This is a genomic window from Empedobacter stercoris (genome assembly GCF_020281205.1).
Lineage (GTDB): Bacteria > Bacteroidota > Bacteroidia > Flavobacteriales > Weeksellaceae > Empedobacter > Empedobacter stercoris.
In genome coordinates this window covers 74,201-90,969 of record NZ_JACXZC010000010.1, presented here as the reverse complement: position 1 = coordinate 90,969, position 16,769 = coordinate 74,201, and the positions used below count along the sequence as shown (strand labels likewise).

14 protein-coding genes and 1 pseudogene are annotated in these 16,769 nt (G+C 31.2%); 9 read left to right on the top strand and 6 right to left on the bottom strand.

Translation table 11 applies throughout. From position 1 onward, the window contains the following. Positions 1-140 (top strand): annotated as a pseudogene (locus IF125_RS14385) (IS30 family transposase); the annotation flags it as partial. Positions 141-146: 6 nt separating this feature from the next. Here the strand turns inward: IF125_RS14385 and IF125_RS06755 are convergent. Both IF125_RS06755 and IF125_RS06750 read right to left on the bottom strand, forming a co-directional pair. Next, positions 147-1,979: an ABC transporter ATP-binding protein gene (locus tag IF125_RS06755; protein ID WP_225541951.1), complete on the bottom strand. Its 1,833-nt coding sequence runs from the start codon at positions 1,977-1,979 to the stop codon at positions 147-149. A 146-nt stretch (positions 1,980-2,125) separates the two neighbouring features. Then, positions 2,126-2,551 carry a DUF2147 domain-containing protein gene (locus tag IF125_RS06750; RefSeq protein WP_225541950.1) on the bottom strand — a complete coding sequence of 142 codons (426 nt, stop codon included), beginning with the start codon at positions 2,549-2,551 and terminating at the stop codon, positions 2,126-2,128. 334 nt (positions 2,552-2,885) lie between these two features. Between IF125_RS06750 and epsC the strand changes: the two genes are divergently transcribed. The 3 genes from epsC to clpB all read left to right on the top strand — a co-directional run bounded on the left by epsC (position 2,886) and on the right by clpB (position 7,351). After that, a complete protein-coding gene (gene epsC, locus IF125_RS06745) occupies positions 2,886-3,659 on the top strand; it encodes a serine O-acetyltransferase EpsC (protein WP_225541949.1) in 774 nt (257 codons plus the stop codon). 12 nt (positions 3,660-3,671) lie between these two features. After that, positions 3,672-4,580 (top strand): cysteine synthase A, encoded by a 909-nt coding sequence (gene cysK, locus IF125_RS06740; RefSeq protein ID WP_225541948.1) that lies wholly within the window; start codon positions 3,672-3,674, stop codon positions 4,578-4,580. A gap of 158 nt (positions 4,581-4,738) precedes the next feature. Next, complete coding sequence (gene clpB, locus IF125_RS06735) at positions 4,739-7,351, top strand: ATP-dependent chaperone ClpB (RefSeq protein WP_225541947.1); 2,613 nt, start codon at positions 4,739-4,741, stop codon at positions 7,349-7,351. A gap of 49 nt (positions 7,352-7,400) precedes the next feature. Here clpB and IF125_RS06730 read toward each other — a convergent pair whose 3' ends face one another. Beyond that, positions 7,401-7,910, bottom strand: coding sequence for a DUF2480 family protein (locus IF125_RS06730; protein WP_225541946.1), 510 nt, complete (start codon positions 7,908-7,910; stop codon positions 7,401-7,403). 100 nt (positions 7,911-8,010) lie between these two features. Here IF125_RS06730 and lpxB point away from each other — a divergent pair, with 100 nt between their 5' ends. The 4 genes from lpxB (at position 8,011) to IF125_RS06710 (ending at position 11,718) form a co-directional block, all read left to right on the top strand. Then, the gene (lpxB, locus tag IF125_RS06725) at positions 8,011-9,126 is read left to right on the top strand and encodes a lipid-A-disaccharide synthase (RefSeq protein WP_171622746.1); all 1,116 of its coding nucleotides are present in this window, start codon (positions 8,011-8,013) and stop codon (positions 9,124-9,126) included. A 247-nt stretch (positions 9,127-9,373) separates the two neighbouring features. Beyond that, entirely contained in the window at positions 9,374-9,814 is a 441-nt protein-coding gene (locus tag IF125_RS06720; protein WP_225541945.1) for a hypothetical protein, read from the top strand. A 12-nt stretch (positions 9,815-9,826) separates the two neighbouring features. After that, on the top strand, positions 9,827-10,372 hold the full coding sequence (locus tag IF125_RS06715) for an RNA polymerase sigma factor (protein WP_225541944.1): 546 nt from the start codon (positions 9,827-9,829) through the stop codon (positions 10,370-10,372). Continuing rightward, positions 10,369-11,718 (top strand): outer membrane beta-barrel protein, encoded by a 1,350-nt coding sequence (locus tag IF125_RS06710; protein ID WP_225541943.1) that lies wholly within the window; start codon positions 10,369-10,371, stop codon positions 11,716-11,718. Before IF125_RS06715 ends, IF125_RS06710 begins: the two co-directional genes overlap by 4 nt. A 15-nt stretch (positions 11,719-11,733) precedes the next feature. Here IF125_RS06710 and IF125_RS06705 read toward each other — a convergent pair whose 3' ends face one another. Then, on the bottom strand, positions 11,734-12,171 hold the full coding sequence (locus IF125_RS06705; RefSeq protein WP_225532481.1) for a DUF2141 domain-containing protein: 438 nt from the start codon (positions 12,169-12,171) through the stop codon (positions 11,734-11,736). Positions 12,172-12,247: 76 nt separating this feature from the next. Between IF125_RS06705 and IF125_RS06700 the strand changes: the two genes are divergently transcribed. Next, a complete protein-coding gene (locus IF125_RS06700) occupies positions 12,248-14,221 on the top strand; it encodes a ComEC/Rec2 family competence protein (protein ID WP_225541942.1) in 1,974 nt (657 codons plus the stop codon). Here IF125_RS06700 and IF125_RS06695 read toward each other — a convergent pair. Then, positions 14,211-14,654 carry a thioredoxin family protein gene (locus tag IF125_RS06695; protein ID WP_225541941.1) on the bottom strand — a complete coding sequence of 148 codons (444 nt, stop codon included), beginning with the start codon at positions 14,652-14,654 and terminating at the stop codon, positions 14,211-14,213. The two genes, IF125_RS06700 and IF125_RS06695, sit on opposite strands and share 11 nt — an antisense overlap. Positions 14,655-14,668: 14 nt before the next feature. Then, positions 14,669-16,753: a peptide MFS transporter gene (locus tag IF125_RS06690; protein WP_225541940.1), complete on the bottom strand. Its 2,085-nt coding sequence runs from the start codon at positions 16,751-16,753 to the stop codon at positions 14,669-14,671. Positions 16,754-16,769 lie beyond the last annotated feature (16 nt).

Here is a 16,769-nt window from a genome sequence, read left to right as displayed (position 1 = left end):
AAACAGACCTGAATTTAGTAAGTAACCTAAGAATCAAACAAATAGAAAAATTAATTAACAATAGAAGAGTAAGAAAGCTTGGCTATATTAGCCCTATCGAAAAACTAAAATCTACTTGGCCAGTTGCACTTATAACTTGAACATGGCTATTCAAAATTTTGCATGTTTACAAGATTTGCGTAAACACCTTTTTTCTCTATTAATGAATGATGATTTCCTTCTTCAATAATTTTTCCAGCTTCCATCACCACTATTTTATCTGCATTCTGAATTGTAGATAAACGGTGCGCAATAACCAAAGAAGTACGATTTTGCATCATATTATTTAAGGCAACTTGCACCAATTTCTCCGATTTAGTATCCAATGCCGAAGTCGCCTCATCCAAAACCATAATTGGTGGATTCTTGTAAACTGCACGCGCAATACTTAAACGTTGTTTTTGTCCACCAGAAAGTTTGCTTCCACCCTCTCCTACCGACTCTTGGTATTTTTCTGGCATTTTGATTATAAACTCTTCTGCATTAGCAATTCGCGCAGCACTCACAACTTTCTCCTCACTTGGCGATTTATCTCCCAATGAAATATTATTAAAAATAGTATCATTAAACAGGATAGAATCCTGCGTTACCAATCCAAATAATAAGCGATAATCGTGTAGTTTTATATGTTTAATATTAATTCCATCAATTAATATTTGGCCAGATTTTACATCCCAAAAACGCGTAATTAAATTCGCTAAAGTCGATTTTCCTGAACCTGATTGCCCAACTAAAGCAACTGTTTCTCCTTTATTTATTGTTAAATTAAAATCTTTGATGACATCATGTTTTCCATAGGCGAATGTTACATTTCGAAACTCGATTTTATCTTCAAAAGCTTCAATTCCTTTTGCATTTGGTAAATCTTGAATTGATACATCTGCATCCAAAACTTCAAAGATTCGTTGAGCAGAAACCTCTCCTTTCTGAACATCTGATAAAGCTTTCGAAAACTTTTTAATTGGGTCTAATAAAGTGTAAAAAGTAGCAATATAAAAAATGAATTGTGAACCTGTTAATCCATTTCCTTCTAATGATAATTTTCCTCCAAAAAATACAATCAATCCAATTGTAACCGCACCTAAAAACTCACTTGTAGGCGAAGCTAAAGCTCTCTTTTTCATAACCTTTTGAAGGTATTTTCTGTAACGATTAATCGATTCATCAAATCGTCCTTTCACTTGGTCTTCAGCATTAAAAATCTTAATGATTTTTAGAGATGTCAGCGTTTCATCCACATAGGTAATAATGTTTGATAATTCATCTTGTGCATGAGCAGCAGCTTTTTTTAAGCTTTTACCGATCAAGGAAATAATTGTCCCCATAATAGGAAAAACTAAAATAGCGAATATGGTCAATTGATAACTAACTGTAAATAGTACACCTACAAAAACGATAATCATAATTGGCGATCGAACAATTTCGACAATCGAATTGAGAATATTTGATTCTACTTCATTCACATCACTCGAAATACGATTAATCATATCTCCTTTTCGTTTTTCAGTAAAATATGCAACAGGCAAATCGATAATTTTGTTGTGAATATCAACACGTAAATCACGTGTAACACCTGAACGTAAATCCACTAAACATGTTTCCGATAAAAAACTAAAAATATTTCGGAATAAAAAAGCGACTATAAAAATGACACACGAAATTGCCAACACATAAATAGGTCCTTCTGTTTGAGAAACTTCATTCATATAGTAAGCCGAATAATCAGAAAAGAACTGCTTCAAATCATCTAATTTACCCGAATAGATAGGTTTCGTGACAACTTCATTATTTTCTTCACCAAATAAAACGCTCAAAATTGGCATCATAAAAGCTAATGCAACAACATTGAAAAGTGCGTAAAGTAAGTTGAAAATGATCGCTGTAATAAACGAACTTTTATATGGTTTAGCGTAGTTGAACGCTCTTTTAGTTAAACTCATTTTATATTTTTAATCATCAAAATAATAATTTTGACTTTGCAAATTTAAGCAAAAAAAATAATGACTATTCTTTTTAAGAAATAGTCATTATAGAGTAAATTTTGTGGTTTGATTACTCAGAGTAACCTTTTCGTTTTTGTTTTGATTTATTTAACTCGATGCCAAGTTTGCGTTCTTCCAACAAGAGAAATTCCGATATAACCTCTTACATCAAGTTTGTCATTACCATTTAATGACATTTTTGCTTTGTATTCTTTTCCATTATTAGGATCAAGGATTTTTCCTCCATTCCATTCTTTACCATCTTTTTTAAGACCTGTAAGAATTTGCATTCCTAAAATTGGTTTATTTTTTAACGCTCCTGAACAATCTGTACATTTAGCGTCTTCTTTTCCTTTTGTTAAAATCTTAGTGACTTTACCATACAGTTTTCCATCTTTCTCGAAAATCTCTACGTAAGACTTCGCTTGTTTTGTTTCATCATCAATTGTTTTCCATGTTCCAATCGGTGATTGCGCATACATTAAAGATGTCAACATAAAGAATAATCCGAATAAAATTGATTTTTTCATATTTTTATCCTTTAAAATTTATTTCACTAAAGTAACTCTTTTTTGGTGTAAACAAAACGCTAAGTATTATTTTTTATACAAATCGTTTAAACTAAATGCTTAAACACATTTAAACATTTGTTCTTTAAATATTTAAACGTTATTAATTTTTTAAATAAATAGTGTATAATTTTATTTATTCAAGTCGGTACAACGTATTATTTCCCATCTATAATCGCCATATAAATATTTCATATTTATCAAAAAAAAAGATTTTTAGCATATTTTTATACAGAAACCTAAAAAAATGAATACATTTGTCTACTATTTTTATAGAGTTTATAGATAAAGTAAAATGACCCATTTCTCAAAATATAGTTTACCATTCAACAAAGCGGATTTAGAACCAATAATTGAATCTATCATTTACGATGAAATTTTTCAGCAACCAAATTCAACTTACAGAAAAGAAGATTTGTTAAATCAATTCAATACTATTTTGCTAAAAATTGTTCCAGAAGAAAAATCAAGTAAAATTAGTCTTTATTTCTTTGAACAATTTACGCAACTACGACAAGAATTAGAAAATCTTATTTACATTTTTTATGCGAATGACCCTGCTTCAAAATCCGAAATAGAAATTATTTTAGCCTATCCTGGTTTTTTTGCAATCGCTATCCATCGTTTAGCTCATATTTTATTCAAACTGGACACTCCAATTCTACCACGTTTTTTCTCAGAATACGCACATTCTAAAACTGGAATTGATATTCATCCTGGTGCCACAATTGGAAAAAACTTTTATATAGATCATGGTACTGGAATAGTAATTGGAGAAACAACTATTATTGGGGATGATGTTAAAATTTATCAAGGTGTAACTTTAGGAGCATTTTATGTTTCGAAGAATTTAGCGGATAAAAAACGTCATCCAACCATCGAAAATAATGTAACAATCTATGCTGGAGCTACTATTTTAGGTGGAACAACTGTAATAGGTGAAAACTCTATAATTGGAGGTAATGTTTGGATTACAGAAAGTATCGAAGATAATTCGATTGTTTATCAAGAAAATAAACCACAAATAAAGAAGCAAAAAATTGAACAACATCACGATTATATCATCTAAAAATCTATCAAAATGATTTATAATAATATCTTAGAAACCATTGGAAATACACCAATAATCAAATTGAATAAATTATTTCCAAATCATCATGTATACATAAAAATTGAGAAACAAAATCCAGGAGGATCAATCAAAGATCGTATAGCTTTGGCAATGATTGAAGATGCTGAAAAAGCAGGTATTTTACAACCTGGAGGAACAATTATCGAACCTACTTCAGGTAATACTGGTATTGGATTGTCTTTTGTAGCTGCAGTAAAAGGCTATAAAATGATTATTACAATGCCAGAATCAATGTCGATTGAACGCCGAAAAATAATGGAAGCTTATGGAGCTGAATTTGTTTTGACTCCAAAAGAATTAGGAATGAAAGGTGCAATCGCAAAAGCACAAGAATTAGCTGAAAACATAGAAGGAGCTTGGGTTCCACAACAATTTGAAAATAATTCAAATCCAACTATTCATTATACTACAACAGCCAAAGAAATTCTTGCAGATTTTCCTCAAGGAATTGATTATTTAATTACAGGTGTTGGTACAGGAGGACATCTTTCTGGTATTGGAAAAGCATTAAAAGAAGCGAATTCTTCAACTAAAGTTTTTGCTGTAGAACCAACAGATTCACCTGTGATTTCAGGAGGAAATCCTGGTCCACATGCTCTTCAAGGAATTGGAGCTGGATTTCTACCGAAAAACTTAGATTTAACTATTGTTGATCAATCAATTCAAATTACAAAAGAAGAAGCTTTTGAATTCACCAAAAAAGTTGCTAAAGAAGAAGGTTTATTTGTTGGAATTTCAACAGGTGCATCTCTTGCTGCTGTTTCTAAAAAATTGGATATAATAGGAAATGAAGCTAAAATTATAACGATAAACTATGATACAGGCGAACGTTATTTATCTGTAGAAGGTTTGTTTTAAAGTCAGTATTAACCAAAATCATAAAGGAGACATTGTCAAAATGTCTCCTTTTTTTATTCAATAAGGTCAAAAAGTCAGTTTTTTAACATCTTATCTACTTTGGAATTTTTTTTGATGGAATAAAACCATACAAAACAAATATAAAAAACTAAGGGTCAATGGATTTTAATCAATTTACAATAAAGGGTCGAGAAGCAATTCAGGCCGCGCAACAAATCGCAGTTGCACATAAAAATCAAGCGATAGAACCTGCTCATATTTTAGGAGGAATGATTGATGTTGATGAAAATGTGTTATCATTAATCTTAGAAAAACAAGGTGTCAAATTCGATTTATTAAAACCAGAATTAGATCTTGAAATCAATAAATACCCTAAAATTGAAGGGCAACAAAGGAATCATCTTTCCAATTCATCTAACCAAATTTTGCAATCAGCGAAAGAAATTGCAAAAGGAATGAATGATGATTTTATCACATTAGAACATTTATTATTAGGTATAATTAAGAATGGTTCACCTGTTAGTCAGTTATTAAAAAATAAAGGTGTAACATTCGAGAACACAAAAAAATTAGTAACAGAATTGAGAAACGGAGAAAGAGTAACTTCTGAAAATGCAGAAGGAACATATAATTCATTAAACAAATACGCTAAAAATTTAACAGATTTAGCAAAAGAAGGGAAATTAGATCCTGTAATTGGTCGTGATGAAGAAATTCGTCGTGTTTTACAAATTCTATCTCGTCGAACAAAAAACAACCCAATTCTAATTGGTGAACCAGGTGTAGGTAAAACCGCTATAGCAGAAGGTTTGGCTCATCGAATTATTGATGGTGATGTACCCGAAAATCTTTTGAACAAACAAATTTTTTCATTGGATATGGGTGCTTTAGTTGCGGGAGCAAAATACAAAGGAGAATTTGAAGAGCGATTAAAAGCTGTTGTAAAAGAAGTTACTTCTTCAAATGGTGAAATTATTTTATTCATCGATGAAATTCATACACTTGTTGGTGCAGGTGGTGGTGGAGAAGGTGCTATGGATGCAGCTAATATTCTGAAACCAGCTTTGGCTCGTGGTGAATTACGTTCAATAGGAGCTACAACGTTGAATGAATATCAGAAATACTTTGAAAAAGACAAAGCTTTAGAGCGTCGTTTTCAGAAAGTAATGGTAGAAGAGCCTGATGAAGAATCTGCAATTTCGATCTTGCGTGGTATTAAAGATAAATACGAACAACATCATAAAATAGGCATCAAAGATGAAGCTATTATTGCGGCTGTAAAATTATCAACACGTTATATCACAGATCGTTTTTTACCAGATAAAGCGATTGATTTGATGGATGAAGCAGCTTCTAAATTACGTATGGAAATGAATTCTAAACCAGAAGATTTAGATAAATTAGACCGAAGAATTATTCAATTAGAAATTGAAATTGAAGCGATAAAACGTGAAAATGATGAGAAAAAATTGAATCTTTTGAAAGAAGAATTATCAAATCTTCAAGATGAAAGAAATCAATTGAACTCGAAATGGGAAGCAGAAAGAACACGTGCTGATGAAGTTCAGGATTTGAGAAAACATATCGAAAATATCAAATTTGATATCGAACGTGCAAAACGTGAATACGATTATGCAAAAGCATCTAAATTAGAATTTGAAGATTTAGTCAATGCCAAAAAAGATTTAGAAGAAGCTGAGAAAAATTTAGAAGAAAACAAACACAACAAATTGGTGAAAGAATTTGTTGATGCAGATGATATCGCAGAAGTTGTTTCGAAATGGACAGGTGTTCCTGCTCAAAAAATGATGCAATCTGATCGTGAAAAATTATTGAATTTAGAAAGCCAATTACACAAACGTGTTTTAGGGCAAGAAGAAGCTATTACAGCTGTTTCTGACGCCATTCGCCGTTCTCGTGCAGGTCTTAGCGACGAAGGAAAACCAATCGGTTCGTTCTTATTCTTAGGATCTACCGGGGTTGGTAAAACGGAGTTGGCAAAAGCTTTAGCCGAATTCTTGTTTGACGATGAAAATGCAATGACGCGTATCGACATGTCTGAGTATCAAGAACGCCATGCGGTTTCTCGTTTAGTTGGGGCACCTCCGGGCTATGTAGGTTATGATGAAGGTGGACAATTAACAGAAGCGGTTCGTCGTCGTCCTTACTCGGTTATTTTGTTAGATGAGATTGAGAAAGCGCATCCAGATGTTTTCAATATTTTGTTACAAGTTTTAGATGATGGTCGTTTGACAGATAACAAAGGTCGTGTGGTCAACTTTAAAAATACAATTATCATCATGACTTCTAACTTTGGTTCGCATACAATTTTAGACAAATTTGCTGATATTGACGAAAACAATGTCCCACAGATTTATGATGAAACAAAACAACTTGTTTTTGATGAGTTAAAACAAAATTTTAGACCAGAGTTTTTAAATCGTATTGATGAAATCATATTATTCCGTCCGCTAAGTGAAAACCAAATTTCTGGAATTGTATCTATTTATTTGAATGGAGTGGCTAAAAAATTAGCACTACGAGACATCACATTAGATATTACACCAGAAGCTGTAGAATATTTAGCGAAAAAAGGATATGATCCTCAATTTGGAGCAAGACCTCTAAAAAGAGTCATTCAACAAGATGTATTAAACGAATTATCAAAAGAAATTTTGAAAGGTTCTATTAATGATAATGATGCGGTTTTAATCGATTATTTCGAAGAAAAACCAGGAGATAATAAATTAGTTTTCAGAACTAATCAATAAATTACGATTTATTGTTGTGTAAAAAATCCGCTCAATGAGCGGATTTTTTTTATTTCTTCTTTTTATAAAGTGGAACGGTACTGCATGCTTCACCAAACATTAACGAACTAACAATAGGTTGCAAACGTTCTATTAATTGAATATAAGCCGAATCTGGAACGGGTTTGTGCGAACATCCTTTTACAATTATTTTTCCATCGACATAATCATCATAAGGTAAATGATCGACAATCTCTGTGTACAAAATCGTATCCAAATCTTCTAAACTTCCGTGAACAACGCGTTTTACTATTCCCGACAAGTATGTTGCGACCAACAAATATGCCCAAGACGGAACAATTGCATCTGCTGTACACGTTAATGCAACATATTTATCTTGATATTGTGACCAATCATGATTTTTCAGATTTTCTCTAAAATCTTTTTCTCTAAGAATCAATTCTTCATATAACCAATCTTTCAAGTCAAAAACAACACGATCTCCATCAGGATAATAATCCTGTAAATCAATTGTGACTAAGCTACTATTGGCAACTTTATTTATAATCTCGTCTGACATTTTTCTTTCTTTGAAAGAGTAAATTTACGCAATAAAAAACATTGAAATCTACTCCACTTATAGATTTCTCCTATCTTTGTAAGAAGAAAAATGATTTCCATTGAAATACTATATCATTGCAGGTGAAGCTTCGGGCGATTTACACGCATCGAACTTAATGAAAGAATTAAAATTAAAAGATCCACATGCCGAATTTAGGTTTTGGGGAGGAGATTTGATGCAAGCGCAAGGCGGAACTTTAGTCAAACATTACAGAGATTTGGCGTTTATGGGGTTTGCTGAAGTTGTAATGAATTTGAAAACGATTTTAGGAAATATTTCTGTTGCCAAAAAAGACATCGAAACCTATAAACCTGATGCGGTAATTTTAGTTGACTATCCTGGTTTTAATTTAAGGATTGCCGAGTTTGTAAAAAAACTTGGAATTAAAGTTTACTATTACATTTCGCCACAAATATGGGCTTGGAAAACGGGACGAGTTCATAAAATTAAAAAAGTTGTCGATAAAATGTTTGTCATTCTTCCGTTCGAAGAAGAATTTTATCAACGTTATGATTATAAAGTCGATTTTGTAGGAAATCCTTTGTTAGATTCGCTCAATCATCTTCCCGCAATTGATGAACAACGATTTCGAAAAGAGCACAATTTAGACGAACGACCAATTATAGCTTTGCTTCCAGGTAGTCGAACACAAGAGATTAAAGTCAAATTACCCTTGATGCTTTCTGTAGAAAAAGATTTTCCAGATTATCAGTTTGTTGTGGCAGGAGCTCCTTCTCAACCATCAGAAAATTATAAAAAAATTGTCGGAAATCAATTGAAAATTGTTGAAAATAAAACCTACGATTTATTACGTATTTCACATGCAGCCTTGGTTACATCGGGAACAGCAACATTAGAAACAGCTTTGTTAAAAGTTCCTGAAGTGGTTTGTTACAAAGGAAATGCAATTTCGTATGAGATCGGAAAACGTGTAGTGAAAAATATTCGTTTTATTTCATTGGTCAATTTAATTATGGATGAAGAAGTCGTAAAAGAATTAATACAATATGACTTAACGTACGAAAATATTAAACGAGAATTAAATCTGATATTAAATTCACCAAAACGAGATAAAATCCTTCAAGATTACGAAGAGTTGTACCATAAACTTGGAGGAATTGGCGCTTCAGAAAGAACAGCAAATTTAATCGTAGAGGATTTAAAAAATAAATGAAGAGAAAAATAAAAGATTGACGCAACCTTTTATTGATTTTGTAATCTTGTAGTCTATAGATGTCATTCAGTCTATTATTAAAAATGTTTCGGATTGACCTAACTTAAAGTTTACAACCTTTTCTAACAAAGCAATCCTCTTGATTCTCAAGAGGATTTTTAATTTTATAGTGTTAAAATTAAATTTAAAACGCAACCATTTTAAAAAATTGTAATCTTACATTTATAACAATTAAAAAACTCATCCAATGAAATTAATGAAGAAATTAAGCATGTTTGCTTTGGTTAGTGCTATAGGATTATCAACTTTTAGCTGTTTAGATGATGATGGAGATTTTACAAATTATGGTTTTTTACCTACAACTGATATCTATGTCCACGAAGACTCGATTAAGCCTGTTGGAGAAACAACAAACATTCATGTAACTTATCAAAAAGCAAATTCTTGTCAGAACTTTATTCAATTTAGTTCTTTAAGTGGAGATACAAAATTTAAACATCATATTGGAGTTTATGCAAGTCAAGCAAGCGGTTCTTCATGTGTACAAGAACTTACTTCAGAAACAAAAACATTAAATTTTACTCCTAAAGAAGCTGGGCAATATACCTTAAAATTCTGGACAGGAAATAATATTGAATCAAACAAACCTATTTATGATTCAATCATTTTAGATATCAAAGAAAAATAAAGTCCAATAAGTTTGAATAAAGACTCTCTTGAATATTTAATCAAGCAATGTCAAGAACAAAATAGAAAAGCACAAGAAGAAATTTATCTTGAATTTTCACCTGTTTTGTTCTCGATATGTCTTCGCTATGCCGAAAGTTACGAAGATGCGCAAGATATTTTTCAAGAGGGATTTATTCATATCTTTAATAAGGTTAACCAATTCAAATTTGAAGGATCGTTTGAAGGATGGATGAAACGAATAATGGTAAATCTCAATTTAGAGAAATTAAAAAAGAAAAACACTTTACCATTTGAAGACTATGAAAAACTCATTATAACACAAGATGACGACGAAGATATTGAGGATAATTTTGATTATCAACAATTATTAGAAGTTGTTCATAATCTTCCACCTCAGTACAGGCAAGTTTTTAACCTCTATGTTTTTGAAGAATTTACACACCAAGAAATTGCAGAAATGTTAAACATTTCGGTAGGAACTTCAAAATCAAACTTATCAAGAGCGCGAAATTTATTAAAACAAAAACTCAACCTTTCAAAAACTGTCAACAAATGAACAAATTAGATCAACATATTAAAGATAAACTCTCTCAACCACAATTACCACCGACAGATGCGTGGAAAAATATTCAACAAAAATTAGAGGAAAAAAAGAAGAAAAAACGTATTGTTCCGATTTTTTATTGGATAAGTTCTACTGCAGCATGTTTGGTTGCTGGAATTTCGGTGTATTATTATTTTAATCAAAATGATGCGACTACAAATCATCCGTTTCCAACGAATGAAATTGTAAAAACTAACATAAATTCTAATCAAAACTTTTCAAATAAAAATGAAAATGTAGAGGAGAAAAATTCTTTTAAAAATCCAGTAACTTCAACAACAAACAATCTTCCACAAGATGATAATATGACTAAACAACCAAATTCATATTTTGATGAATTAAATAAAAAGTCAACGTTGTTTTCTACTACAAATCAAAAAGAAGAAAATCAAACACAAAAATTTCCCCTAAATAATTCTTTCCAAAACGAGCTATCAGACCAAAAGAATAACTCTTTTAGTGAGAAAGGAAATAATTTTCAGCAAAATACTATCCTAAAAAATCAAGACGAAAAACCATTAGAATTGGTTCTTGAAGAAGAAAAGAATAAAAAAGAAGAGGAAAAAATAGAAATCAAACCTAAAGCGCCTATTCTGGCCATTTCTTCTTATGTTAATCCAACCATAATATTAGATTCAAAGTCTATTTTAGCGAATGAATTTAACGATTATAACATCAAAAACAGCATTACAGTTGCGTATGGTGCAAAAGTTTCGGTTCGAATAAATAAAAATTTAAACATCCGTTCTGGTATTGCTAAAGTGGAGTTACAACAGCATACAACAAATGTTAATTCTGGAATCAATACTGGGATTTCTGCACTTTCTGCAAACGCTCCAAAATCATCTAATAACATTAATTATCACACTAATATTAGAGTAGTTGCCAATAATGCCTCTCAAAGTACAATGATGACTATGCTTTCTTCTGAAACAAATAACATGGAACAAAAAATTAATTACATTGAAGTTCCTGTAGAAGCAGAATACAAATTAGCAAGTTTCGAAAAGTTTAACCTTCTTGCAACAGCGGGAGGAAGTTATTATATTCTTACAAAAAACTCCATTTCTTTGGCAGATACCAACACAAAATCTCGATACAAGTTGGGTGAAGCAAATAACTTGAACAATACAAGTTATAGCGCAAATGCTGGTGTTAAATTGGAGTATAATTTATCGAATAAATCAAGTATAAATCTTGAACCAAATTATAGGTATATGATTAATCCTTTGAAAAATGTAGATACCAAAAATCCTTCTTTATTCGGATTGAATTTAGGCTTTTCGATTAAATTTTAATCCATAAAGACGTGGTTAATCATCGCCTTTATTATTATTCAATTTTATTGAAATCGTATTATTTTCTTCCGTCATTTCTATTTTTGCTTCCTCAAAAGTAGGTTCCCTTAAAATAGGATCTAAATTCTTCGAAAAACCATAAGGTTCTTTACGAACCCCTAAAAAACTCTTATCAAGTTTCTTGTTGTTATTGGTATCTAAATACACTTTTACGGCATAAAAAGTAGGTTCGATATCTTTAAAAACCGTTTCATATTTATCAATCTCAGCAACAGGAATATATAATTTCTTGAATGCATTTTGACCTTTTGTATAATTTTCTACATTTCTATAAAACTCAATTGCCAGATTTCCCTTCGTTTTTTTAAGATTTGTAATTGTTAACTTCACATCAATCTGTGCCATAGCTACTTGAGTGAAAAATAACACAATTAGTATAATAATTTTCTTCATTTCTCTATTTTTTTAATCAACTCATTTACAAATGATTAAAACCTACTATTTATAAATATTGTCTTAAATTATTGGGGTGAAAAAATATCTATTCTTTATCCTAACAATTTGTTTCTCAATTGGAATAATTATTTCTGAATTATTAATTCCTGCTACAAATTTACGAATTATATTTTTTCTACTGATTATTCTTCTTTTTATCTCCCTATTAAATAATCAGAATCGTCAAAATATCATTCCTTTTTTAATCATTTCGCCTATTTTAGGCTATTATATTCACCAGAATTATAATCAATATTCAAAAAATATCATTGAATCCGACTCAAAAGCTCATCTCTTAAAAGTCTACTACAATTCAAATTCAACTGAAAAATACACAAATTATATTGTTAAGGACATTGAAAATAACAAACAAATTTTACTTCATTTAAAATCTCAACAAACAAAATTATATCCAAATGATGAAGTGATTGTATATGGTCAAGAAACCGAAATTCAAGGTCCTCTAAATCCTTTTCAATTTGATTACAAACGTTTCTTAAATAGAAAAAGAACTTATTCACAATTAGTTGCAAACGAAATAATTTCTATTCACAAAGAAGGAAAAGGTTTTCGAAATTGGTCTGCAAAATCGAAAGTTATCATTAGAGAACAATTAACCAAACAAGGTTATTCGCTCGAAAGTAGAGCTATTATTTCTTCGATGCTTTTGGGCGATAGAACAGAACTTTCTCAAGAACTTAATCAAAGTTATGTTGCTACTGGAGTCGTTCATATTTTATCAATTTCTGGACTTCATGTGATGATGATTTTCATGATCCTACAATTCGTTTTGCAACCTTTATTAAGTTTAAAATATGGTTGTAAAGTTAGAATTATTATCAGTTTGATTTGTATTTGGCTCTTTGCATTTTATGTTGAATTACAACCGCCTGTTTTTCGTTCTGCATTGATGATTTCTATTTATTATATCAGCGAATTACTCAATCGTCCTAAAAATATTTACCACACCCTTTCGCTTTCTGCATTCATTATTTTGGTGTTTCAACCTAATCTTTTGTTTGATGTTGGCTTTCAATTAAGCTTTTCGGCTGTCTTTTTTATTGTATGGCTTAATCCAATTTTCGAACATTTTTGGAAAGTGAAAAATAGTTTTCTGAAGAAAATAAAGATTATGATATCAACAAGTTTATCTGCTCAATTGGGTACATTACCTGTTTCTGTTTTCTATTTTAATCAGTTTTCTGGCTTGTTTTTATTTGGAAACTTAGTATTGATTCCTGCTTCTTTTTTTATGATTTGTGGCGGAATAATTAGTATTGTTTTAATTATCATTAAGGTCGAAATTCCAGCTTATACGTGGGTTTTTAATCAATTTATTTCTATCATTAATCAATACATTTATTGGTTATCTGATTTTAATTTTATAGCAAAAGAAGTCTACATTAGTCTATTCACAGCAATGTTGATTGGCGTTATTTTATATTTTCTGAAACCATTGTTCCTCAAAAAATCGACAACTGCTTTATTCATTTGCTTGACTTGTTTATTGGTGATTCAAATGGAACGATTGTACCACGTTTATCAATTGAATAAGTCGAATGAATTAATCGTTTTTAATCAATACAAGAATAGTATAATTGGAATACGAAATCAACGTTATTTAGTTGTTCTAAGCGAAAAACCTTTAGACGAAAAAACGTATAATTTTACGATTAAACCTTATAAAATTCATCAACGAATTAAACAAGTAGATTTCTATTCTTATCATTCATCTTTTCGACATCAATATTTTATCAAACATCCACATTCAATCGAAACTAAATCATTTAAACTCTTATTAAATGAAGAACATTCCGATATTTCTGATCTTCCTTTTTATGTGTTGATTCATCAGTCTAACTCATATTCATTCGAAAAAAATAGTCAATTAAAAAGGGTAATTGCTGATGCCAGCAACTACCCTTCTGTTGTTTCAGAATTAGAAAATAAATTCGATTCTGTTTTATGGAAAACCTCTACACAAGGTTATTTCTTAATTAAATTTTGATATCAGTTATGAAATCAGATGAACTACGATAACCTAAAACAATTTTATTGATATCTCCTTTGCCATTAATTAATACAGTAGCAGGATAACTCAATTGTCCGTTTGTTAGCGCATAAGCCAAATAATTCGCTTTTGCAGGAGCAATATATGTATATTGAATTCCCATGAATTTCACCATATCTTTTGTTTCTGCATCAAATTTTACAGCAATATAATTGTTGTTTACATATTCTGAAACTTGAGCATTTGCAAAGGTTTCTTTGTCTAAACGCTTACAGAATCCACACCAAGTAGTATAAAAATTAATCAATACAGGTTTTTCTGGATGTGCTTTGATTTCCTTTGACGCTTCCTCTAAGGATAACCATTTAATTTCTTGTCCGAAAAGAAATGACGATAAAATTAACGTTGCGATGACTAAACTTGATTTCATAATTTCAATCTTTATTATTTAACTCCGTGCATCAATTTCTTCATTATTGGATTTAATGCAATAACGATTAAACCTGCTACAATTGGAACAATTGTAAAGATTAAGAAGAAAGTTGATAACGAGTATTCTTTTGTAATATTTTCGATTTGACCTCCTAAAATAGCTGCCAATTTGTTACCAATTGCAATTGCAAGGTACCACATTCCGAACATAAATGCAATCATACGTGCTGGTACTAATTTCGAAACATACGAAAGTCCAACTGGTGATAAACAGAGTTCACCTAATGTGTGGAACAAGTAAGCCAATACTAACCAAATAATCGAAACACGAACACCTTCTGAGATTCCGTAAGAACCGAAAGCTAAGAAACCGAATCCGATTGCCATAATGATTAATCCTAAACCATATTTTACTGAAGCTGAAGGGTTATATTTAGAATCCCAAATACGAGAAACTAAGGATGCTAAAGCAATAATGAAGAACGAGTTTAAAGTAGAAAACCAAGAAACGGTAATCTCTACTTGACTATCCTTAATTTCTGCAACTTTAGCAGGTACAATTTCAGACGGTTTATTTTGATTTTTATATTCAGCATCTAATTTTACTAAACTTTCTGGAGAAACTAATACAAATTTATCTCCTTCTTTGTGAATGTTAATCGCCGTTCCTTGTGTCAAAGCATCTTGAGAAGCTAAATTAATCACGTCATCTACAATGACATCTGTTGGTTTTGCAACATAAGAAGCCGTTACTGGTTCTAAGTTAAAAGTTGCTTGTCCTTTATCGTCTAAAACAGGTTTTCCTGCATCATCTACTTTTGCTGTTTTGATTGCTTGGTACGAAACATCGTAAGAGTGAGAAGACCAGTTGTAGTTTAACATCCAAATAGCAGCAGCCCAAATTCCTAAGAAAGTAAATGCTAAAACGACATTAGATGCGGCAGCTTTTTTGAATGTTTGTTTTGCTAACAAAAACAATACATACGTGATAAACAATAATGGAATAACTGTTAATAACGTATTGAAGATATTGAATGCCATTGCAGCTCCTCCAATTAAATTACGTTCTGTATTATCACGTGCAAAAATAACTAACGATGTAGCTCCTTGCTCGAAAGACATCCAGAAGAAAATAACGAAGAATGCGAAAATAATAACCGCAATCATACGGTCGCGAACAACTTTTGTGTAATTCGCTAAACGACGAATCACGACAAAGAAGAACATGAATAATGCAATTAAAATGACTACATTTTGTCCTGCTAATCCTCCTATTGAAAAGTCAAATAAATTAATTCCTCCAATTGCATTTAAGGGATCATTGAACGCATATCCTAAACCTAATAACGTCATTATAACGATTAAGATTTGATCTAAAATAGTAAAAGGATTTGGTTTTTCACCTGGCTCATATTTTGGTGTTTCATCGTCAGCAGTAATTTGATTTCCAGTTTTTGATGGAACTTCACCTATATGTCCAAATAATGGTTTAGCCAACCAGAATTGCAATGTTCCTAATAACATAAAGATTCCAGCTAATCCGAATCCCCAATGCCATCCAACTTTTTCTGCTAAGAATCCACATAACATCATTCCGAAGAATGCACCAGCATTAACTCCCATATAGAAGATTGTATAAGCACCATCTTTTTTCTCTGGGAAATCTTTATACATTTCTGATAAGATTGATGTCATGTTTGGCTTAAAGAATCCTGTTCCAATTACCAAACATCCTAATCCTAAGTATAAAAATAATGGAGTGTCAAAGGCCATAAAAGCGTGACCTAACGTCATAATTATCGCCCCTACAACTACTGCCCATCGATAACCTATGTATTTATCGGCAATAATACCTCCAAAAATAGGCGTAATGTATAGTAACATTGCGTAGGTTCCGTATAAAGCTGTTGCCTTTTCAATAGACCATTCCCAGCCTGGATTTAAACCAATAACTGCAGCTGTTAAAAACTGAATTAATAAAACGCGCATTCCGTAGAATGAAAAACGCTCCCACATCTCTGTAAAGAAAAGCACGAACAAACCCGAAGGATGCCCAAGTACTTTTGAATCAAAGAAATTTTCCGATTTTGAACTCATGTTTGTTTGTTAAAAG